General features: G+C 52.7%; 18 protein-coding genes, 1 tRNA gene and 2 pseudogenes. 11 read left to right on the forward strand and 10 right to left on the reverse strand.

Translation table 11 applies throughout. The features are described 5' to 3' along the window. Positions 1–52: 52 nt before the first annotated feature. Positions 53–1,339, forward strand: coding sequence for a Glu/Leu/Phe/Val family dehydrogenase (locus CLU91_RS14080; protein ID WP_100874666.1), 1,287 nt, complete (start codon positions 53–55; stop codon positions 1,337–1,339). 178 nt (positions 1,340–1,517) lie between these two features. On the opposite strand, the gene galE is transcribed toward CLU91_RS14080, so the two are convergent. The 6 genes from galE to CLU91_RS14110 all read right to left on the reverse strand — a co-directional run bounded on the left by galE (position 1,518) and on the right by CLU91_RS14110 (position 8,270). Continuing rightward, positions 1,518–2,537, reverse strand: a complete 1,020-nt coding sequence (gene galE, locus CLU91_RS14085; protein ID WP_100874667.1) for a UDP-glucose 4-epimerase GalE — start codon at positions 2,535–2,537, stop codon at positions 1,518–1,520. Positions 2,538–2,683: 146 nt separating this feature from the next. Next, positions 2,684–3,364 (reverse strand): tRNA (guanosine(46)-N7)-methyltransferase TrmB, encoded by a 681-nt coding sequence (trmB, locus tag CLU91_RS14090; RefSeq protein WP_100876736.1) that lies wholly within the window; start codon positions 3,362–3,364, stop codon positions 2,684–2,686. Between the two features lie 247 nt (positions 3,365–3,611). Continuing rightward, entirely contained in the window at positions 3,612–4,769 is a 1,158-nt protein-coding gene (locus CLU91_RS14095; protein WP_100874668.1) for a Fic family protein, read from the reverse strand. A 332-nt stretch (positions 4,770–5,101) separates the two neighbouring features. Continuing rightward, positions 5,102–6,282 (reverse strand): IS3 family transposase gene (locus CLU91_RS14100; RefSeq protein ID WP_232730747.1). Its coding sequence is split into 2 segments (ribosomal slippage): positions 5,102–6,012 and positions 6,012–6,282, totalling 1,182 coding nucleotides; the frame shifts between segments, so codons are not numbered across the junction. 232 nt (positions 6,283–6,514) lie between these two features. Then, the gene (gene ltrA, locus CLU91_RS14105) at positions 6,515–8,179 is read right to left on the reverse strand and encodes a group II intron reverse transcriptase/maturase (RefSeq protein WP_100874669.1); all 1,665 of its coding nucleotides are present in this window, start codon (positions 8,177–8,179) and stop codon (positions 6,515–6,517) included. A 17-nt stretch (positions 8,180–8,196) separates the two neighbouring features. Beyond that, positions 8,197–8,270: transfer RNA gene (locus CLU91_RS14110), tRNA-Gly, on the reverse strand. A 1,101-nt stretch (positions 8,271–9,371) separates the two neighbouring features. On the opposite strand from CLU91_RS14110, the gene CLU91_RS14115 reads away from it, so the two are divergent. The 10 genes and pseudogenes from CLU91_RS14115 to CLU91_RS14160 all read left to right on the forward strand — a co-directional run bounded on the left by CLU91_RS14115 (position 9,372) and on the right by CLU91_RS14160 (position 18,024). Next, positions 9,372–9,638 (forward strand): hypothetical protein, encoded by a 267-nt coding sequence (locus CLU91_RS14115; protein WP_100874670.1) that lies wholly within the window; start codon positions 9,372–9,374, stop codon positions 9,636–9,638. A 218-nt stretch (positions 9,639–9,856) separates the two neighbouring features. Continuing rightward, positions 9,857–10,297, forward strand: coding sequence for a diacylglycerol kinase (locus CLU91_RS14120; RefSeq protein WP_232730929.1), 441 nt, complete (start codon positions 9,857–9,859; stop codon positions 10,295–10,297). A gap of 272 nt (positions 10,298–10,569) precedes the next feature. Then, positions 10,570–10,938: a sugar phosphate nucleotidyltransferase gene (locus CLU91_RS14125; protein WP_100874672.1), complete on the forward strand. Its 369-nt coding sequence runs from the start codon at positions 10,570–10,572 to the stop codon at positions 10,936–10,938. A 99-nt stretch (positions 10,939–11,037) separates the two neighbouring features. Further along, positions 11,038–12,501: an undecaprenyl-phosphate galactose phosphotransferase WbaP gene (gene wbaP, locus CLU91_RS14130; RefSeq protein WP_100874673.1), complete on the forward strand. Its 1,464-nt coding sequence runs from the start codon at positions 11,038–11,040 to the stop codon at positions 12,499–12,501. A 53-nt stretch (positions 12,502–12,554) separates the two neighbouring features. Beyond that, the gene (gene rfbB, locus CLU91_RS14135; RefSeq protein ID WP_100874674.1) at positions 12,555–13,634 is read left to right on the forward strand and encodes a dTDP-glucose 4,6-dehydratase; all 1,080 of its coding nucleotides are present in this window, start codon (positions 12,555–12,557) and stop codon (positions 13,632–13,634) included. Continuing rightward, entirely contained in the window at positions 13,634–14,527 is an 894-nt protein-coding gene (gene rfbA, locus CLU91_RS14140) for a glucose-1-phosphate thymidylyltransferase RfbA (protein WP_100874675.1), read from the forward strand. Before rfbB ends, rfbA begins: the two co-directional genes overlap by 1 nt. Before the next feature lie 23 nt (positions 14,528–14,550). Next, the gene (gene rfbC / locus CLU91_RS14145; protein ID WP_100874676.1) at positions 14,551–15,096 is read left to right on the forward strand and encodes a dTDP-4-dehydrorhamnose 3,5-epimerase; all 546 of its coding nucleotides are present in this window, start codon (positions 14,551–14,553) and stop codon (positions 15,094–15,096) included. Positions 15,097–15,124: 28 nt separating this feature from the next. Continuing rightward, the gene (rfbD, locus tag CLU91_RS14150) at positions 15,125–16,009 is read left to right on the forward strand and encodes a dTDP-4-dehydrorhamnose reductase (RefSeq protein WP_269800637.1); all 885 of its coding nucleotides are present in this window, start codon (positions 15,125–15,127) and stop codon (positions 16,007–16,009) included. A gap of 119 nt (positions 16,010–16,128) precedes the next feature. After that, positions 16,129–16,394 (forward strand): annotated as a pseudogene (locus tag CLU91_RS14155) (transposase); the annotation flags it as partial. A gap of 76 nt (positions 16,395–16,470) precedes the next feature. After that, positions 16,471–18,024 (forward strand): annotated as a pseudogene (locus CLU91_RS14160) (IS3 family transposase). A 221-nt stretch (positions 18,025–18,245) separates the two neighbouring features. Here CLU91_RS14160 and CLU91_RS27880 read toward each other — a convergent pair. The 4 genes from CLU91_RS27880 to CLU91_RS14175 all read right to left on the reverse strand — a co-directional run bounded on the left by CLU91_RS27880 (position 18,246) and on the right by CLU91_RS14175 (position 22,114). Beyond that, complete coding sequence (locus CLU91_RS27880; RefSeq protein WP_157814696.1) at positions 18,246–19,013, reverse strand: hypothetical protein; 768 nt, start codon at positions 19,011–19,013, stop codon at positions 18,246–18,248. Further along, positions 18,997–20,010 (reverse strand): acyltransferase family protein, encoded by a 1,014-nt coding sequence (locus CLU91_RS14165; RefSeq protein WP_100874678.1) that lies wholly within the window; start codon positions 20,008–20,010, stop codon positions 18,997–18,999. The genes CLU91_RS27880 and CLU91_RS14165 overlap by 17 nt, the downstream gene beginning before the upstream one ends. A gap of 15 nt (positions 20,011–20,025) precedes the next feature. Continuing rightward, positions 20,026–20,796 (reverse strand): sialate O-acetylesterase, encoded by a 771-nt coding sequence (locus CLU91_RS14170; RefSeq protein ID WP_100874679.1) that lies wholly within the window; start codon positions 20,794–20,796, stop codon positions 20,026–20,028. A 382-nt stretch (positions 20,797–21,178) separates the two neighbouring features. Next, the gene (locus CLU91_RS14175) at positions 21,179–22,114 is read right to left on the reverse strand and encodes a glycosyltransferase family 2 protein (RefSeq protein ID WP_198521332.1); all 936 of its coding nucleotides are present in this window, start codon (positions 22,112–22,114) and stop codon (positions 21,179–21,181) included. Positions 22,115–22,592 lie beyond the last annotated feature (478 nt).

A 22,592-nucleotide genomic window follows, 5' to 3' on the forward strand; every position in this document is an offset into this window, starting at 1 on the left:
TGCATTCGGCTGCGCCTCTAACGTATTCGTATTGTCCAGGAGCTTATCAAGCATGACCAGCAAGCACGCACTTCCTTCCTACCTCAATCCTGAAGACCTGGGCCCATGGGGCGTCTACCTCGAGCAGATCGACCGCGTTACGCCATACCTGGGCAACCTGTCGCGCTGGGTGGAAACGCTGAAGCGTCCTAAGCGCATCCTGACGGTCGACGTGCCTATCGAGCGCGATGACGGCACCATTGCCCACTACGAAGGCTACCGCGTGCAGCACAATCTGTCGCGCGGCCCGGGCAAGGGCGGCGTGCGCTTCCACCAGGACGTGACCCTGTCGGAAGTGATGGCCCTGTCGGCCTGGATGACGGTCAAGAATGCAGCGGTCAACGTGCCATACGGCGGCGCCAAGGGCGGTATCCGCGTCGATCCGAAGACCCTGTCGCGCAATGAACTGCAACGCCTGACCCGCCGCTACACGAGCGAAATCAGCATGATCATCGGACCGAACAAGGATATCCCGGCGCCGGACGTCAACACGAATGAACAAGTCATGGCGTGGATGATGGACAGCTACGCCATGATCGGCGGCAATATGTCGACCGGCGTGGTGACGGGCAAGCCAATCTCGCTGGGCGGCAGCCTGGGTCGCCGCGATGCGACGGGCCGCGGCGTGTTCGTCGTCGGTTGCGATGCGGCCGCCAAGGTCGGCATGTCGCTCGAAGGCGCGAAAGTCATCGTGCAAGGTTTCGGTAACGTGGGCGGCGTCGCTGCCCGCATGTTCGCGGAAGCCGGCTCGAAAATCGTCGCGGTACAAGACCACAAGACCACCGTGGTGCATGCTGGCGGCCTGAACATCCCGCAATTGCTGGCACACGTGGCCGAAGTGGGCAGCGTCGAAGGCTTCCCGGGCGCCGAGGCATTCGTGCCACGCGAAGATTTCTGGGGCATCGATTGCGACATCCTGATCCCGGCCGCGCTGGAACAGCAGATCACGGCTGAGCGCGCACAAGTCATCCGCGCCAAGATCATCCTGGAAGGCGCCAATGGCCCGACCCTGCCGGCAGCGGACGATATCCTGACCGACCGCGGCGTACTGATCGTGCCGGACGTGCTGGCCAACGCGGGCGGCGTGACCGTCAGCTACTTCGAGTGGGCGCAGAACTTCTCGAGCTTCTTCTGGACCGAAGAAGAAATCAACAGCCGCCTGACCCGCATCATGCGCGAAGCGTTCGATTCGGTATGGCAAGTGTCGCAAGAGAAGAAAGTGTCGATGCGTACCGCCACCTTCATCCTGGCGTGCACGCGTGTTCTGCAAGCGCGCGAAGTGCGCGGCCTCTACCCATAATGGCTGCCTGAGAAAAAGCCCAGGGCGTTGTTGCCCGCCCCTCGCCGTACTGGCGTACTGTCTTCGGGGCGGCGCCTAGCCCTGGGCATTTTTCAGGCGCCATTGGGTTGATGGCGCTCTAAAAAAATCCCGCCACACTTGCGTGTGAGCGGGATTTTTTATGGGCGTCGGATTTGCGTCAGGCTGAATAACCTTGCGGGTTCTGGTGCTGCCAGCGCCAGTGGTCGCGGCACATGTCGTCGATGTTTTTCTGCGCTTGCCAGCCCAGCAATTGCTTCGCCTTGTCGGCCGAGGCGTAGCAGCTGGCGATGTCGCCGGGGCGGCGCGGCACGATCTCGTAGGGGACTTTGCGGCCGCTGGCAGCCTCGAAGGCGCGCACGGTGTCGAGCACGCTGTAGCCGTGGCCCGTGCCCAGGTTGACGGTGAAGCCGCCCTCGGTGGAAAACAGGCGGTTCAGCGCGGCCACGTGGCCCAGCGCCAGGTCGACCACGTGGATGTAGTCGCGCACGCCCGTGCCATCGGGGGTATCGTAGTCGTTACCGAAGACGGCCAGGCGCTCGCGGCGGCCCACGGCCACCTGGGCGATGAAGGGCATCAGATTGTTCGGGATGCCGGCCGGATCTTCACCGATCAAGCCGCTGGCATGCGCCCCGACCGGATTAAAGTAGCGCAGCACGCCGACTTGCCACTGGGCGTCGGCATGCACGAGATCGGCCAGGATCTCTTCGACCATCAGCTTCGAGCGGCCGTACGGGTTGGTCACGGACAGGCGCGACGTTTCCAGGATCGGCAAGGCTTCCGGGTCGCCGTACACGGTGGCCGACGAGCTGAACACAAAACGCTTCACATTCGCCGCCGCCAGCACTTCCAGCAGCGCCACGGTGCCCGATACATTGTTATCCATATACATCAGTGGCTGCGCCACGGATTCGCCCACAGCCTTCAAGCCCGCGAAATGGATGACCGCATCGATGGCGTGCTCGCGCAAGATGGCGGCCATGGCGGTGCGGTCGCGCACGTCAGCCTCATAGAAAGGCACGCTTTTGCCGGCAATGCGCTCCACGCGCGCCATCGCTTCGCGCGCGCTATTGCACAGATTATCCACCGCGACCACATCAAAGCCGGCAGCGAGCAATTCGACGCACGTATGCGAGCCGATGAAACCGGATGCGCCGGTGACGAGTATTTTCTTGGACATAATATCAATCAATACAAAAAGATAAGGCTAGCGTAATTCCCCCGCCGTGCCTAGAGCGCACGCTGGCGCGCATGAAAAAAAGCCTGCGGCGTCGCCGCGGCAGGCTTGTTTTCGTGCAAACGGTACCGGCGGGCAAACCGCCAGGTTTAGTTCTTGATGAAGACCAGATCCCACACGCCATGGCCCAGTTTCAAGCCACGGTTTTCAAACTTGGTCAGCGGACGATACGCCGGCTGCGGCGCATAGCCATCGGCGCTATTGTGCAACTGCGGCTCGGCGCCCAGCACCTCGAGCATTTGCACTGCGTAATCTTCCCAATCGGTAGCGCAATGCAGATAGCCGCCCGGCGCCAGGCGATCGGTCAATTGCTTGACGAATGGCGACTGGATCAGGCGGCGCTTGTTGTGGCGCGCCTTGTGCCATGGATCGGGGAAAAACACGTGGATGCCGGCCAGCGAATTGGCAGGAATCATGTGCGTGAGCACTTCGACGGCGTCGTGCTGCAGCAGGCGCAGATTCGTCAGCGACTCTTCGCCGATCAGTTTCAACAGACTGCCGACACCGGGCGTATGCACTTCGACACCGATAAAATCCTTCTCCGGCATGGCCTTGGCGATATGCGCCGTCGTCGCCCCCATGCCAAAACCGATTTCCAGGATGACCGGCGCCTTGCGGCCGAACACCTGTTCGACGTCCAGCGGTTCCTTGGCGAAAGGCAACAGGAACTGCGGCCCCAAGGTCTCAAGCGCGCGCGCCTGCGCGACGGACAGCCGTCCCGCGCGGGTCACGAAGCTGCGGATGCGGTGTTCGGTCGGATCGTACATCATCGGCCGCGCCGGGCCGTTTGCTGGGGTATCAGAAGACATGGGAATGAAGAAATAAGTGGCCGCGCCGTATAAAAACAGGCGCCAGCGAAAAATGGAGCGGGTGAAGGGAATCGAACCCTCGTCGCTGGGAAGCTCGACAAGAAATTCAACAGCCATGCGGGCTTGCGGCCCGTTCTCAATCCGCAAAAGTGGCATTATAGCAGTGGCGTAAATTAGCATCCATGCAGGGATTACCTTACAAGCCTGCTTACGCAGGACCAAGCAAGGACGCGGATATGAACCCTTCGTTGGATAGCGCGTTGATGGCGCCGCGAAGCAGGTAGTTATTAGTAAAGCACATCGTGTACTGGCGTGCGCCAGGCTTGATCGGCTGTAGCATCTTCCCTTCCACCAGGCGTTTGATCTGGTAAGTGCGCTGAGCTGGATTCAGGCCTGGCATCACCTTGGCCAGGTCACCAGATTTTGCGATGCCCAACTTGACCACCTCAAGCAAAATCGCCTGTTCCTCATGCGTGATCAATTGCCGCTGGACAGAGTAAGCAAGCGCGGGGATCAGGATTTTTTCCTTCAAGAAAGTGTAGTCGGTCAGCCGGTCCACTTTTTGCAGTTCATCCAAGATGCCTTGCAAAACGTAGGTGCACCAGCGATCCAGGCTTTCATCCGTCCCCTTGTCGGCGCAAGAAAGCATCTCATAGTAGCGCTCACGGTCATTGCAAAAAACAGCAGTCGGGTTCAACACCCGTCCGCCTGTTTTGACATTGAAGCCATACTTGATCAGAAGTGCATAGGTCATCAAACGCACGACGCGCCCATTACCATTACTAAACGGGTGAATCCAGCCAAAGCGATGATGTGCCAACGCAACCTTGATCAAGGCATACTTGGGAGGATCATCTCGATTGATGAACCCCATCAGCTCTTCCATATAACCAGGTACAAGGACAGGATCTGGCGGAAGGTGGTCTGACTTCGCAATGCGGACCGCTCCCGTTCGATATGTGCCAGGCGTGCGGTCGCCCTCTCTCTCCAGGTCATGCACTGCCAGCGCGTGCAGCTCCCGGATGAAGTGTTCCGAGACCGCAGAATTCGGCGTAACCACATCCTCGATATATTGCATCGCTTTTTCGATGTTGGAGATCTCGCGCACCTGGTCGCTATCGTTCGTGCCCCCTTCCACCGAAGTCTCAACATAGTCTGCAAGAGTCGTATGGTTGCCCTCAATTCGCGCAGACCCGAGGCTTTCCAGCATGTGGAAAATATGCTTGAGCTGGAAGAAGGTGGACGCGGGCGTTGTGCCCCCAAGTTGCAATCGCCGCAAGTGTTCCAGTTCCGTTAGGACATCGACAAGCGGCGAGTCGAACGAGGGATTTAAAAGCTTCAGGTCAAAGTGGTGGAAGTCTGGCATAGCGATCCTGCTTTTCTTAAATAGCGCCGAGGATTAAGTTGAATTTTTAAGATAATACACCTAAAAATCATATACTTACGTGCCATCTCAGATTGTTACATGTGTAATAATCCAAAATCACAAGTCAACACATCTAAACTTTTAGGGGAGGATTGTAGCTTTTCGTGCAAGTTTTTCATGAACGGGCATACAAAAGCGGGGGGCTTTTCCCGGAAAAATTTTCTGATACAACAAATGAAATGAGTAGAATTTATTGCGTAAACGGCAACCTAGCCGTGGCCATGAAAAGCTCGCCTGAACGCCTTTTGTGGAGCAATCTTTGCTTGCGGTGGTCAAGTAATTTCGGACACAACGATAGGTTCACGTTCTGCCATTTTCTGTTCGTAGACAGAGGGTGGCAGATTGCCCAATGCTGAATTGATGCGCTTGCAGTTGTAGAAGCCGACGATGTAGTCGGTGATGTCGGCTTTGGCCTCGGCGTGGTTAGCGTATTGACGCTGCCAGACCCGTTCCATCTTGAGGTTCAAGAAGAAGCGTTCAGCGACGGCGTTGTCCCAGCAGTTACCTTTGCGGCTCATACTGCAGACGAAGCCGTGGCTGGCCAGTAGGTCCTGGTAAAGCTCGCTGGCATATTGACTGCCCCGGTCGGAATGGACGATCAATCCGGCTGCCGGCCGGCGCTGTTGGATGGCCATCGTCAACGCATCGCAGACCAGCTTGGCTGGCATGCTTGGCGCCATGGCCCAGCCCACCACTTTGCGCGCGTACAGATCCAGCACGGTTGCCAGATACAGCCAGCCGGCACCGGTACGGATGTACGTGATGTCGCTGACGTACGCCAGGTTCGGCGCGCTCGGATTGAACTGTCGGTTCAGCACGTTGGCGGCCACTGGCAGGTCGTGCTTACTGTCCGTCGTATGGACGAACTTGCGCTTCCAGACCGGCTTCAAAGCCTGCTGGCGCATCAAACTGCGCACCTTGTAGCGCCCGATGTCGAACCCTGCGCTGGCCATGGCAGTGACCAGTCGGCGGCTTCCGTAGCTCTGATGGCTTGCCATAAACGCGGCCCGCAGATGAACGCTCGCTTTGCACAAAACCGGTTTAGCAGAACGACGCTGCGCCTCGTAAAAGCCAGATCGGCTCACGTCCAGGATGCGACAGCTGTGCTGGACTGGGATGGCCTCCTTTTGCAGCTGGCGAATAAGCGTATGGGTCACTTCATTTCGCGGGCAAAGAAGGCCGAGGCCTTTTTTAAGATGGTGACGTCCTGCCGTAGCTGCTGATTTTCCAGCTCCAGTTGGCGGATTCTTTGCTGCTCGGCAGTGAGCGGCTTGCCGATGCCGGGTTGCCCGTTCTGCTCGGCACTGTACTGCTGCAGCCAGCGACGGATCGCGGTCTGGCCGATGCCCATGCTTTCGCTGACGTTCTGGACGCTCTGGCCCTGCTCATTGATCAGCCGGACCACTTCCAGTTTCAGGCTCGGCTCGAAGGTTCTACGTTTTCTTGTTGTCATGCTTTTTCCTCAGATGGTGGATTTTCCACCTATTGAGGTGTCCGGGCAAATTAAACCACTACAGCTTTGTGAAGCGGCGAAAACAGATTTACGCCGTTTCTCATTGGAGCGGGTGAAGGGAATCGAACCCTCGTCGTAAGGAGGGTAAGGAGCGCGCATCGCTGCGCACCCCTCCCCTAAGAACCGTACGTGCAAGTTCCCCTGCATACGGCTCAAGCAATCACGAAGCACCCTATTTATACATTGAGGTGCCGGCAGGACCGTGTGTTTCTCGTACATGGTGTTGCATATGGCAATTCGGATGAACTAACACCAAATTCGTCAGCTTGTCCGAACCTCGTTCCGATCGCTTGACTATATGGTGCAAGTGCCACCCTGTCTCGCGTGTGATCTTCTGGTCGCAGACGGGGCAGAGTCCTTCCTGCCACCACCACAACCACCGAAGCTTGCGCCGACCTTCGAGCATGCTGTCCATTCGCTTTGCAAGCCGCTTGGAAAAATACTCGTCAGACGCCGGGTCGTAAGGGTTCTCATCGCTTTTGATCTTGGCATGTTTTCGCTGCTTGTACTGTGCCAAAACCGGCAGCAATTTGTCCTTGTCGGCAAACCGCCAATCGCGTCCATGGAGTTGCTTGAAGTAGCGCTGCTTGATCCATCGCCTCCCCTTCTTCGGGTGACGACGAACCGCCCAACTCCACAAAGCCTCCCAGATTCTATGGTCGCATTTTACAAATGTCCGAGTTGCGTTTTGACTTCTGTGATAGTTGGCCCACCCCCGAATCACTGGCGTGAGCTTGTCGATCACTTCGGTTTGCGACGCAGCCTTTCTTGCGCCCAGAATGGCGCGGACTCTCTCCAGAAATGCCTTGCGATTCTTCTTCGAGGGCTGAACGATCACACTCTTGAAGTACCGCACATTCCAGCCAAGGAAATCAAATCCCTCGCTCACCTCGGTGATCTTGGTTTTTGATTCCGATAGAACAAGGCCTCTGACCGCCAGAAACTTCTCGACCAGTGGCTTGACCTTGTCTTGCAACAGCTCTCGCGAGCTGCCGGTAATGACAAAGTCGTCCGCGTAACGCACCAGATTGACTTTCGCCGCCCGAGCTTGCCGCACCGTAGAAAAAAGTGTCGTCAGCTCTTCTTGCAGTCCATCCAGCGCAATATTTGCCAACACCGGGGAAATGATGCCTCCCTGTGGCGTTCCTGTCTGGGTTGGAAAAAGCTTACCCATCTCAATAAACCCTGCTTTCAGCCACTGACCGAGCACGCCTTTGTCCATGCAGACATTGGCGAGCAACCATTCATGACTGATATTGTCGAAACAGCCCTTGATATCCCCTTCCAGCATCCACCGTGCGCAGTCATGGCCACTCAGCACATTTCGTACTTGGGCAATGGCATCTGCGGTAGAGCGCTCACGTCTGAAACCGTATGAATGAGGATCGCCGGTAGTCTCGGCAACAGGATCTAGCGCCAATAAGTGCAGCGCTTGCATAGCCCGGTCACGCATAGTGGGAATGCCCAGAGGACGTTTCTCACCATTCGATTTCGGGATGTAAATGCGACGCAATGGCAAGGGCTTGTATCTCTTGTTGCCGAGACCGACAACCGCCTGCCACTTTTCTTCCGGGGTACTCCAAAGTTGCTGATCCACTCCGGGAGTTCTACGGCCTTGATTCTCCGTTACCCGCCTCACAGCAAGCGCTTTCGCGCCTGAGGATTTGGTCAGAAGTCTCTGCAGGGAGCGCACATTCCGCCATTGCCCTGCTTTTGCTGCCTTCGCAATTCTAGTCTGCAGCCTCGCGACAATTTGATAAGCGCCTATCCACGGTATTTCGTGCCAGGTCTTCCAAACTGTAGAGGCGACATCACAATCGTATTGACTTGCGTCCATATCAACCTCCGGTTGAATGGAGCGGGTGAAGGGAATCGAACCCTCGTCGTCGGCTTGGGAAGCCGTTGCTCTACCATTGAGCTACACCCGCCCTGTTCCCAAAAAGGGATGGACGCACTATTCCCCTCACGGGGACAATGCGTTCCCCCGCTGGGTGCTCACTTACAGACCTGTCGTGCGACAGATCACCAAATGGAAGTCTGCACGCTTTCGCGTCGGGGCGATCTTTTCATCCCCTATTCCCACCATTACAGTGAGACATTCGCTTTTTCCATCATCCTCTACCTGCTGTGCCATCAAGTGACCTTGCGGTCACCCTTGTCTGCCATACAGGCCAGACGACATATCAGGCTTACCTCGTTCCGTACAAGCAACAGGATTGGGAAGGTTCTGCCTTTTCGCCGGTGATACCAATGTCAGCGTGTTTGCACCAAGCAAGCAAACAACCGATCACATCGAGTCTCTTACCGTTGCGTCCGACTCGTCAAGCTTGACGACGTTTAATAGCAGTTCACTTACGTTAACCATCCAACCCAGCCTAGCGCCTCATCTGGCCGCAACTGCCAAAATCATACCTTACCCCTCACGAGATAAAGCACACCCCGTAAGGTGGCTACATTGTCAGAGCGCTTAGCACCCCACCGTTACCAGTGACGCACCGCTCCTTGACTACGAGGGGCTGAACCCTCGGTCTTGCCGGCGATTGATACACCTCAAGACAATTGCTTGTACAGCCTTCGTCGCTACTTTACAACTCATTTTCCACCCCAATTGCCGAGTGGTGCACTGAATTTTCACACTCTTAAACGTGGTGTGAAGGCCTTGGCTAGCCTGTAGCGCGACTCGAGTCGCACGCTTGGGAAGCTTCTGCTCTACCATTGAGCTACACCCGCGAAGCCTGCATTTTACGCGGGATGGCAAGGACTTGGCAAACTTGTGGATCGCTTTCGCATTCACCAGGAATTCTGGCAATATTTCAGAAAAAACATAGGCTGTCGTGTTTGCGCGGAACCGTTTTTATTGATAAATAGCAACATTTCGGGCAACGAGACACCGTGAATGGTCTGGTATGCAGCTAAAATAGAACAAATTATTATCGGTTTGGACTGTGCAGCGCAGACTGGCCAGAGAAATGTTGCTACAATCGCGTGACAGTTTAGCATTCCCGCTGTTCAACCTAAAAGGATATCCCATGAAGAAAATTCTGATCGCTTCGGCAATCCTGTGCTTCGCTTCCGCACAAGCCATGGCTCAAACGACGGCACCAGTTGGTGGCGCACCTGTTCCAGCAGCAGCGGCACCAGCCGCTGGTGCCGCTGGCGCTGGCGCCGCTGCTGCCGGCACCATCGCCGGCCTGAGCACGAGCGCCCTGATCGCCATCGGCGCAGCAGTTGCCGTTGTGGCCGGTGCAGCAAGCTCGGACTCGACCACCACGCACACCACCCCAACCCACCATTAATACCTGGCTGCCCAGGCAGCGACAGGTAGGTCCATCCTGCAGCTTGATGTCGAGCCGAAAGGTGAAGGCCTGGTACCGCAATAGCTGATATACATCAAATATGTCAACTATTGCAATAAAAGCCCTTTTCATTTGAAAATGGGCTTTTTTGCTTTTTAGAAAATAACGAAGAGGCTGACGTCAGCTTTTCTGTGTTGACGGACGATGCAATATTGCGCATGCATAAATGCGGTATTCATTTATCCATTAAGAAATCCAGCTGCCATGTTCGTGAGATACACCATTCAAGCGCCTCGCGCACCATGAAGAACCAGCCCTTTTTCAAGCGCATGGGATTTGCCTTGAGCGGCATTGCCGCCGCCCTGCGTCTGGAATCGAGCTTTCGCTTGCAATGCATTGCCGCCCTCATGGTCGTGATCGTGCTCGCCTGGAGCAAGCCGGCAATGATCTGGTGGGCGCTGCTGCTACTCAACTGTGGCCTGGTGCTGGCAGCTGAACTGTTCAATACGGCGCTTGAACACATGATTGACCACCTGCATCCTGGCCTGCACCCCAGCATCAAGATCGCCAAGGATTGTGCCGCAGGGGCTGTGTTCATCCTCAGCATGAGTGCCGCCTGCATTTTTGTTGCTTTTTTGCTGGAAACGTTTTTCAGTTGAGTAGCCATAGCTGCCAAGCAAATTACAATGCATGGGGCGCCTAGGCACCTCGCTGTCCACGTCAACATTCGAGATGGCGAGAAGAAACACATAGATTCCTATAATTCATTAAAATAATGCCTTTTTAAAATATTTTATCTTTACCAATACTGATTTTCAGCACGCCTTGTGGCTTGCATGACAATTGCGTAAAACAATAATCGCTTTTTGCGAGCGACTAACGACTCAGTTCCCCTTTAGCGAAGCTGTTTTAATTTTGAATTGATGCGTAGATGAATACTCCCCTTGTACCAGTGATTCTTTGCGGTGGTTCCGGCACACGCTTGTGGCCCCTGTCGCGTGAAGGCTACCCCAAACAGTTCTTGCGTTTGTCCGGCGAGACCAGCATGTTGCAGCAGACGCTGCAACGGCTGGCTGGTATTGAGGCCTTGGCGCCGGCTTTGCTGGTATGTAATGAGTCGTCGCGTTTCATTGTCGCGGAACAGTTGCGTGAGATAGGCCTGAACGATGCCCGCATGGTGCTTGAACCGATGCGCCGCAATGCGGCACCGGCCATTGCCACGGCGGCGCTGCAAGCGATACAACAAGGTTACGGCCCAGTCAGGCAGTTATCTTGGAGAAGACGATATCGTCCGCTTTGAAGACCGCTACGGCCGTACCTGATCGAACACATACACAATATCCGCGCACGCGGCGTCGCAAGAATTCACACTGAAGTTTATAAGGTTTAGCCAGTCATCATGAAACCAATCGAAGGCATCTTTGTACAGGAAGTGAAATGGTATTGCAGCAGCAGGGCAGAAAAATACTTTCTCACCTTTGCCGATGCACTTGCCCTGTTCATGGCATTCTGGCTCGCTGGCAAATGGACCCTCGATACCAGCGACTTGAACAGCTTCGGGCTGGATAGCTCGCGCCTGCTCAGCTACAGCCTGCTATCCCTGGTCACTCTGGCGATCTTCAAGTTGAAGGGTCATCATGCCAAACGTCGTCCGTACTCAAATGAAATCAAGGAACTGCTGAAGGTCACCATGGTCATGGGCCTGATCGACGCGGCCCTGGTATTCCTCGACAAGCGCGACTCCTCGCGCGAAGCACTATTGGCCACCTGGCTGCTGGTGCCATGCTTTGTCTTGCTGCTGCGCGGCATCGTCAAGTACCTGCTGATGAAAGCGGGCGGCTGGATACGCCCCATGGTCATCATCGGCTGGGGTGACAATGCCTTGCAGACAGCGCGTGCCTTCGATGAGGAAGCGTTGATGGGCTATCGCTTGATTGCCTTCCTGATCCCCGAAGGCCAGGAGCGCTTCGAACATCACTACCTCAACCGCAACAAACAGTCCGTTCCCTGTATTTCGCTCGGTGATGATCCGGAAAAAACGCTCAAGATGCTGGGCGATCCACATGCGGTCGTCGCGCTGGAGCAAGGTGGCATTGACGCCTATCAGGGCATGATCCAGCAAGTCAGCCGTTGCGTTGCCAATATGCAGGTGGTACCAGCCGTACGCGGCCTGCCCCTGTATGGCATGGAGGTCAACCATTTCTTTACACATGAGGTGCTACTGCTGACAATGCGCAACAACCTGGCGCGACCAGGTTTGCAACTGATCAAGCGCTGCTTTGACCTGACGATGTCGATCGCCGTGATGATCGTCGGCGCTCCCATCCTGCTGTGGATCGCAGCCAAGGTGATGGCCTCTGGCCGCCCCATCTTCTATGGCCACAAACGCGTCGGCCAGAATGGCAAGCATTTCCTCTGCTATAAATTTCGCACCATGGCCGTGAATGCCGATGTGCTGTTGAAAGAGTTACTGGAACGAGACCCGGTCGCCCGTGCCGAATGGGACCGTGATTTCAAACTGAAAAACGACCCGCGCATCACCTCGATCGGCCACTTCTTGCGCAAGACCAGCCTGGATGAACTGCCACAGCTATGGAACGTACTGAAAGGCGAAATGAGCCTGGTAGGCCCACGTCCCGTGGTCGATGCCGAACTGGAACGCTATGGCACACAGCTAGACTATTACCTGGAAGCCAAACCCGGTGTCACGGGTCTATGGCAAGTGAGCGGCAGGAACGATGTCAGCTATGATACGCGCGTCTATCTCGACGCCTGGTATGTCAAGAATTGGTCTCTGTTCAGTGACATCGTCATTTTGCTGAAAACGGTCAAAGTCATCTTCAAGAAAGATGGCGCGTATTAACAAAAATACAGCCAAAAATTAAATAATTTGCAAGGCAAGAAAAGGATAAGAGCATGATTTTAGTTACCGGCGGCGCCGGCTTCATCGGTTCAAATTTTGTACGCGATTGGCTGGCGCTAAATGATGAGCCCATCATCAACCTCGATAAACTGACCTACGCAGGCAATCTCAGCAATCTGGCCAGCCTGGAACAAGACCCGCGGCATATCTTTGTGCGCGGCGATATTTGCGATACCGCGCATATCTCCCGCTTGCTGGCAGAGCACCAGCCGCGCGCCATCCTGCATTTTGCGGCGGAAAGCCATGTCGACCGCTCGATTCATAGCCCAGGTGAATTCATTTCGACCAACGTCAATGGCACTTTCAGCTTGCTCGAAGCCACGCGCGCCTATTGGTCCAGCCTGACGGGCGAGGCCAAGGATGGTTTCCGTTTCCTGCACGTCTCGACCGATGAAGTCTATGGCACACTGGGTCCGCAAGATCCGCCATTCACGGAAACGACGCCGTATGCGCCGAACAGCCCCTATTCGGCATCGAAAGCAGCCTCCGACCATCTGGTACGCGCGTATTTCCATACGTATGGCATGCCGGTGCTCACCACCAACTGCTCAAACAACTATGGTTCTTTCCATTTTCCGGAAAAACTGATTCCCCTCATCATCAGCAACGCCCGTGCCGGCAAGCCTTTACCTATCTATGGCGACGGCATGCAAGTGCGCGACTGGCTGTATGTGGGCGACCATTGCTCGGCGATTCGTCGCGTGCTGGAAGCGGGACGTCCGGGCGAGGTCTACAACGTGGGCGGCTGGAATGAAATGGCCAATCTGGAAGTTGTGCATACCCTGTGCGACATCCTCGATACGCTCGATCCGAAGGCTTCTGGCAGCTATCGCGAACAAATCACGTATGTGCAGGATCGCCCAGGCCATGACCGCCGCTACGCCATCGACGCGCGCAAGATCGAGCGCGAACTGGGCTGGAAGCCGGCAGAGACCTTCGCCACGGGCATACGCAAGACCGTCCAGTGGTACCTGGACAACCAGGCCTGGGTACGCGACGTGCAATCGGGCGACTACTTGAAGTGGGTAGAAAAAAACTATGCGGCACGCGATGCGGCAAAGGAAGCAATCTGATGAGCGCAGCGATCGAACGCAAAGGCATCATCCTGGCCGGTGGTTCAGGCACGCGCCTGTATCCCGTCACCATGGCCGTGTCGAAGCAGCTGCTGCCCGTGTATGACAAGCCGATGATTTACTATCCGCTGACCACCCTGATGCTGGCCGGCATACGCGATATCTTGATCATCTCTACGCCGCAAGACACGCCGCGGTTCCAGGAGTTGCTCGGTGATGGCAGCCAATGGGGCATCAAGCTCAGCTACGCCGTGCAGCCCACGCCTGACGGCCTGGCGCAAGCCTTCATCATTGGCCGTGAATTCGTCGGCGACGCGCCATCTGCGCTTATTTTAGGCGACAACATTTATTACGGTAACGACTTCGAATCGCAATTGCGTGAAGCCTCCGCACGCACCAGCGGCTCCACCGTCTTCGCCTACCATGTCACCGATCCGGAACGCTATGGCGTGGTCGACTTCGACGCACAGCGGCGCGCCGTCAGCATCGAAGAAAAACCGCTCAAGCCAAAATCGAACTACGCTGTCACCGGCCTGTATTTCTACGATAGCCAGGTGTGCGACATCGCCGCCGGCATCGCTCCGTCACCACGTGGCGAGCTGGAAATCACCGATGTCAACCGCATTTATCTGGAACGCGGCCAGCTGAACGTCGAACTGATGGGCCGCGGCATGGCCTGGCTCGATACCGGCACGCATGAATCGTTGCTGGAAGCGGGCCAATTCATCGCCACCATCGAGAACCGCCAAGGCTTAAAAGTTGCCTGCCCAGAAGAAATCGCCTACCGTCGCGGCTACATCGACGCCGCCAAACTCGAAGCATTGGCGCAACCCTTGAAAAAGAACGCCTACGGTCAATACCTGCTGCGCCTGCTCGAAGAAAAAATATACTAAAGCCTGAACGGCTCATCCATACCATGCAAATTCAAACCACAGCAATTCCGGACGTCCTGATCATCGAGCCTACTGTCTTTGGCGATGATCGCGGTTTTTTCTATGAGAGTTTTAACCAGAAACGCTTTACCGAACTGACTGGCATCACGCGCGATTTCGTGCAGGACAACCACTCCAAATCCGCCAAGGGCGTGTTGCGCGGCCTGCACTACCAAATCCAGCAGCCACAAGGCAAGCTGGTGCGCGTCACCGCTGGCGAAGTCTTCGACGTCGTCGTTGACCTGCGTAAAAGTTCGCCAACTTTCGGCAAGTGGACCGGCGTAGTCCTGTCGGCCGCCAACAAACGCCAGTTATGGATACCTGAAGGTTTCGCCCACGGCTTCGTGGTGACCAGCGAAAGCGCAGAGTTCCTGTACAAGACCACCGACTATTGGGCGCCGGAATTCGAACGCAGCATCCTGTGGAATGACCCGGCGATCGGCATCGACTGGCCGCTGGACGGCGAACCGTTACTGTCAGGCAAGGACAAAGTCGGCACATTGCTGGCCAATGCCGACGTCTTCGCCTGAGCACTGCAACACTGCCACTCCCCCCTTCATGGAAACAAATATGAGCCGTATCTTAATTACAGGAAAAAACGGCCAGGTCGGCTACGAACTGGAACGCAGCCTGCAAGGTCTGGGAGAGATCATCGCGCTAGACCGCAGCCAGATAGACCTGGCCGACCTGGACCAGGTGCGCGACGTAATCCGCCGCATCAAGCCGACCCTGATCGTCAATCCGGCCGCCTACACCGCTGTCGACAAGGCCGAGAGCGAGCCTGAACTGGCAATGCGCATCAACGGTGAAGCGCCGGGCGTGATGGCGGAGGAGGCGAAAAAACTGGGTGCCGCGATGATCCATTACAGCACCGACTACGTGTTTGATGGCTCGAAAGATGGGCCCTACGTCGAAACCGATCCGACCTGCCCGATCAATGTCTACGGCAGCAGCAAGCTGGCCGGGGAACAGGCGATCCAGGCCACAGGCATCCCGCACCTGATCTTGCGCACCAGCTGGGTCTATAGCACACATGGCAAGAACTTTCTGTTGACCATGCTGCGCCTGGCAAAGGAGCGCGAAGAACTAAGTATCGTATCCGATCAGTTCGGCGCACCGACGTGGAGTCGTACCATCGCCGATACCACGGCGCATATCGTGGCGCAAAGCCTGACGGCAAGCGACCAGCAAGCATGGTGGCAGGCACGCTCCGGTCTGTATCATTTGACGGCGCAAGGAAGGACCAGCTGGTTCGGTTTTACCGAAGCGATCATGGCCCATGCGTCAGTGGATAAGAAACCACGTTTGAATGCGATAGAGGCCAAAAACTATCCGGTGCCTGCGAAACGTCCCACCAATTCGGTGCTGTCCTCAAAACGCCTGATGGAAACTTTTTGTGGGCTACCACAGTGGCAAAGTACCTTGACATTGTGCCTAGGATAACTGATTAAAGCTGAATTTTTCGTCAAACGCATCTATAACTGTCAAGCCCTCCCCCGGTGTCAGAATGGTTGTCGCTCCGATAGGTTTAGTAAACTTGGGGGCGTTGACTGGAGCATGAATTGGCACGATACGGACAAGAATTTAAAGACAGGGCGGTGGCGAGACTGCTGCCGCCAGAGAGCGCATCGATCAAAGATGTGGCCAACGAAATCGGTGTGGGCGCGTCGACGTTGGAGCGCTGGTGTAGTGAGGCATTGTCCCAGCCAGGCCGCGAGCGAATCTGGACGGGGGCGGCGCGCTTCGATGCCGTGTTGGGCACAGCAGCGATGGACGAGGCAGCAAGAGCGCCTGGTGCCGCGCCAACGGAGTCTATCCACAAGAGCTGGCGGTATCCCCCGGTGTCAGAATGGTTGTCGCTCCGATAGGTTTGGTAAACTTGGGGGCGTTGACTGGAGCATGAATTGGCACGATATGGACAAGAATTTAAAGAGAGGGCGGTGGCGAGACTGCTGCCGCCAGAGAGCGCATCGATCAAAGATGTGGCCAACGAAATCGGTGTGGGCGCGTCGACGTTGGAGCGCTGGCGTAGTGAGGCATTGTCCCAGCCAGGCCGCGAGCGAATCTGGACGGGGGCGGCGCGCTTCGATGCCGTGTTGAGCACAGCAGCGATGGACGAGGCCAGCAAGAGCGCCTGGTGCCGCGCCAACGGCGTCTATCCGCAAGAGCTGGCGGTATGGCGCGAGAATGCGATGTCTGCCTTGTCCGGTGACGCGGTACCACGCACCAGCGCCCAGGAGGCGAAGCAGGACCGGCGCAAGATCAAGGAACTCGAGCGCGAGATCCGTCGCAAAGACAAGGCGCTTGCCGAGACCGCAACGCTGCTGGTGCTGTCAAAAAAAGTCGCGGCGATCTTCAACAGGGACATGGGCGAGGACGAATGATCGGCCTCGAAGATCGCCAACGCATAGCCCAGGATATCGGCAGGAGCAAGGCTGTACAAGGCCTGCGCGGTCGCTGGCATCGATGTGCGGACACTGTAACGCTGGCAGGTGGGTAACGGACTGGTCGCCGGCGACTTGCGGCCATTTGCGGTGCGCCCCACGCCTGCGCACGCGCTCAGCACCGACGAGCGCGCACAGGTGCTGCAGGTGGCCAACGAGGCCCGTTTCGCCGATGTCCCGCCGGCGCGGATCGTGCCCATTCTGGCCGATGAAGGTGTGTATGTTGCGAGCGAATCGACCTTCAGCCGCTTACTGCGCGCTGCTGGTCAAGCGACGTACCGGGGGCCCGCCAAAACGCCACGCAAGACACGCCCGCCCACGACCCATGTCGCCACAGCGCCGCGCCAGGTCTGGTGCTGGGACATGACTTACCTGCCCGCCAATATCGCCTGCCGCTGGTTCTACCTGTACCTGATTCTGGACCTGTACAGTCGTAAAATCGTTGGCTGGGAGGTTCATGGCGAGGACGATGCCGATCATGCCGCGCATCTAGTTCGCCGTACCGCGTTCGCCGAGGGGATTGCTGCCAACGCCAACAAGCCGGTGCTCCATGGCGACAATGGCGCCACGCTCAAGGCGACGACGGTGCTGGCGATGCTGCATTGGCTGGGGGTGAAGCCGTCGTACTCGCGGCCGCGCGTCAGTGACGACAATGCGTTCGCCGAGGCGTTGTTCCGCACTGCGAAGTATCGACCGGAGTTTCCTGCCGACGGCTTCACTGACCTCGACGCCGCACGGGCATGGACCATACGCTTCACCCACTGGTACAACTTTGAACACAAGCATAGCGGTATCCAGTACGTCAGCCCGGCACAGCGCCACGCCGGTGGCGATCATGCAATCTTGGAGGCGAGGCACGCAGTGTATCTGGCCGCTCGGCAGCGCAACCCGGCGCGCTGGTCGGGGAATACTCGCAACTGGACACCTGTAGGCCCGGTGACTCTCAACCCTGAACGAGACAGCGCTGTGGATCTGGCCGCCACCGTGGAAGGAGTAAGTCAAAAAGCTGCATGAGTCGGGCGACAACTACCTTGACATTCACCGGAGTGGTGCGGGCTTGGCTGTGAAGGGCTTGGCTCATGGCGCTGGTAGTTAGGTGCAGGATTCAACAGTGTACTCAAAAGCAACCTAGCTCTGAAAAATGGCAGGCTGCGAGTTGGAATATGATCACCCATATCTAAACAACTAGACCACAGCAATAGAACGACATCACATAATTATCCGGCCGCTTATCACTACTGTTTAAAATAATAAAGTAAAGATTCCTTCTGATATTTCTTGCTTGCACTATCTGCATCAGTCATCGCGCGAAACCAAAGTTGTGCCAACGCTTTCTGTCCAAGTTCATTGAAACTACATTGATCCGAACGATATACTGAACCAAGTGCACCAATCTCCGGCCCAGGAAATCGATTAATCAAAGGAGCCCATAGGGGGAAGGATACCTCCTGCTCTCCGGTTGCCCCTTCACAACTTACACTTAGCCCGATAATCCATTTGTCGATCTTAGTATTTAGACTTATCGACCTTATCACTCCCCGAACATCACTAATGTAGTTCGACTGAGGAAATTTGGCACCGATAAGTCTCCCCTGCCATAATGCATAATCGAATTTTATATTTTTTAAATTTGCAGTATCAAGGGCCAATTTCAACTTCTGATGGGCACGACCTCCCACAAGCCAATCACGTACATTTGTCCCTGCTTTACCGATTGGCATGAAAATCACACGATCTGCCATACGTAATTTGATCATTTCCTGCCCTAACGGAAGTAAAATATTACCTTCCATACAATCGGCCCAAAGAAATGGAGACTGTGCAGAAATTTCTCGTCCATTTAAGCCGATTTGATAAACTCCTTTTATTTCGCTAAATAAATCAACCTTACAGTTTTCTGGTGCACTTTCCTGTATTACCAATATATAAACATCCCGAGCATTTGCTGATCCAACTAGCAATAATAATACTGTTACAATAAAAAATTTAACAACCAATAACATAGCGGCTCCATTTCTTCAATATTCTCTTCGCAAAAAAAACGATAACAATAGAAACAAAAATAACGACGCCGATTTCTGAAAGTGCTTTCACAATTGGATCACAATAATTTATATTTTTTGACATTTTATTAAAAAATGAACTCATAAATCCATGAACAAAGAACAAGCCAAAACTAATTTTCGAAAAATATCCAAACACATTATTTTCACGGTCAAAAAACTGCTCAAATAAGAAAAATATCGCAACAAGTAAAGCTAGTTTGCCCAGCACGATATAATTCAACTTTCCAAAACCATTAAAGAAGCTGTTTGGCATACTTTCAAACCCAGGAAAAAAAATACCAAAGACGAAGAAAGAAAAAAATGCGATAGCGATAATTTTCTTCTTTGTCGATGTTTTTAATTTTTCTAGCAACACAGCATCTTTTGCAGCAACAATACCTAGTAAATAAAAACCAAAAAAATGCAAAAATGACAGCATCGCATTTGTGTTATATATCGGACGTGAAGAAAAAATACTAAAAATCAAACTAAAAACACTAACATAATATAAAAATTTCGACTTTGATAAAATTATAAAAATTGGAGTCAAAAGAAAAAATAATGTAATCATCGGAATAAACCACATAGGGCCGACGATAACGCCCCCAGACATCAATGACCAAAAAACATATTGTGACGGAGTCAAACCATAGAGAATATGCTGCGAAGAATATATTCCATATAATATTACAGGGATAGAAAGAATGATATATGGCAATAGTACATACTTTCCTTTTTTAACGACATAACTCCAATAGTTAAATTTATTTACTTCAAGATAATAAAAAAGGTATCCTGAAATAAATACAAACCAGGTTGTTGCATCTCCAACAATATAGTAAAAATAATCACCACCCATCCCGATTTTTTGAATCGACATAACATGAGATAGCATAACAAAAATTATTGCGACTCCACGAAAATTCTCCAGCGAATATCTAAACTTCGACCTCATATTATCTAATCTATCCTATTTAAGAGCAGCTTTTATTGAATCAAACCACATAGATGCCATTTTTTCTTGACCGAGATAATTTAAATGGCAATCATCAAACCTATATTCATTTCCTAGTAAATTATTATTCGGTCCAATATAGCGTTTTAATTCTGGCATATTCCCCATCATAATCTGTGCCAATTCGATATTACGATCATACGTAGTACCACAACGCGAATGCACAGCGATGATCCAACGATTAATTGAAATTTTACTATTCACATAATCAAGCATAGTTGTCAGTCGATCAGTATATACCATCTTATCCGTCCCGGCATTTGAAGAACCCTGATGCCACAAAGCCAAATCAAAGCTAACTCCCTGCTTCTGGATTAATGCTATTGCATTGTTCAGTTTACCAAATGCCGCCCCACCTCTCTGCCAGTCTTCCACTTTGGTTCCGCCCATACCAATTGGCATAAATATCACCTTGCGTGCAACACCGCTCTCGATTAATTTTTTTCCAAGAGGCATCCACATTGAACCGTTACCGCAATCGGCCCATTCAAATGGATCGCTGGCAGGTTTCACCGAGCCATCTTTAGCTATTTGAAAAACGTTCTCGACAGGACCATAAATATGCCCATTGCAATTCGACGATATCGACTGGCCGATGACAAGAATTCGTAGTTCCAATAATGGGTAAATGTCTACATGGGGCAGAGGAGCGGAAGGAGCATTGGATGTTCCGCCTCCGCATGCTGTAACTAGTAGGCCGGAAAATAACAGAAATAAATAATTCATCAGAAAAAACTTTTCTAAACTAAGGTTAGCTGCTGGTAAAACTCATCGTGTTTACGGATTAAATCGTCTAACTGATAAACTGGAGATATTTTAGTATCAATTTTTAAAATTCATATAGTTTCAAAATCGGCTATTAAAATGGCCGCGCAGTGAATACTTCCGAAAATGATCGTGATTAAATAATCATGGTATATTTTTCAGTACGAATTTATTACAAAGTTTGAGGAGATATCAATCCAACCGAGTTAAAACTTCCCTAAAGGTAAATTAATATCGTATGGACAATAATCCGTCACACCGTCCAATCACATTATTATCCAGAATGAACATCAGAAGTTATGGTCCAAGTAAGTATATAAGAACTAAAAAACAACTGACAAATTTACTTTCCCCAATATCTCCGGTGCATGCTTAAACGTTTTTTGAGGCTACGTGATAGCCTTTTTTCGCATGAGCCGAGTTTATATCCTACATACTTAAAAAAGTTTCTGATAATAGAATCAGGAATCAACCAAGGTGCATTCCTCAGCAGAAACTTAAGTTCAGAAAATACAAATTTCCTGCCTTCCCCCTCCGCGCGACCGAATGCTTTTAAAATCCACGATTCGCGTGAATGAAAGACGCCGATATCAAAACAACGACGAAAATCTTCGCGATAAGAATAATCGTGCGAATGATACACTTGTGCATTAGCGACATATCCGATTTTTTTATTGGCAATCAGTAATTTTGCTGCGACATAAGTATCTTCGCCAAAAATATTATCGTCTGGAAAGCCACCTACCATATTCAACATGATGCGCCGATATGCCGAAAAAGAATTTGATATGAAAGCCACTTTAATACCTAATTCACGAGCATTCGAAATACTACGTAATGTGGATCGATCGGGATAATTAAATATCCGTGCATGTGCACCTATATATCCCGCATTATGATGAGGCAATTGCCGTCCATACGTGGCAGAAACTTCAGGATCATAAAATGGCATAATTAATTCTTCTAATGCATTTGTATTTGACAAAAATGCGTCTTGAGTCATATATACAAGTATATCCATATTAGACAATAAACTCGCACCCATTTTCCTAGTAGTACCGTGATTAAAATCTTCACGTGAAATGACGATGACTTCACACCCTGCCATGCGAGAAAGTTCAGCAGTCGAATCGTCAGAGGAAGAGTCAATGATCAAAATACGTGCGGGCTTCAGAGTCTGTGCGAACATGTTTTTCAGCCATTCGCTCCACTCATGACCAGCATTCAAGGTAGGCACAATTACACCGACAGCCATGGTCGTAGTAATATTAATACTCATATTTTTCCAAACTAGGTGAACTTAATTACAAACTAATGTAATTAAAATAAAAAACTCACGTGAACTTAAGAAAAAGTCTACTCATACGAGCAAAATTTTTAATCAAACCTACTGGTCTCCAGTCACGATCGTTTTCGCAGGAATATTCCCCTTAATGACAGAATTCGAACCATGTAGTAATACATACACATTTTTAATCAAAAAATCTTAGTGAGTATACTTCCAATATTAGGAATCTTCAGAAATACATGTCCTATCTATCTTATTTGAGAAAATGTTAATTATTCAAGAAAAAATAATAAAATGTTATGCTTTTTACATAAAAATTCCCAAGCCCACAGCTATATGTGTATAACTGCACTCTGACATGTACCGATATCAAGATTCCAAGAAAAACGCGAATAAATTTCCCTATGTATTTTTGATAGTATTTGGTGAGAATAAAAAATCCTCAGGTTGAATCGATTAGAAAAATTAA

The organism is Janthinobacterium sp. 64 (assembly GCF_002813325.1).
In the GTDB taxonomy this organism is placed as follows: domain Bacteria; phylum Pseudomonadota; class Gammaproteobacteria; order Burkholderiales; family Burkholderiaceae_D; genus Janthinobacterium.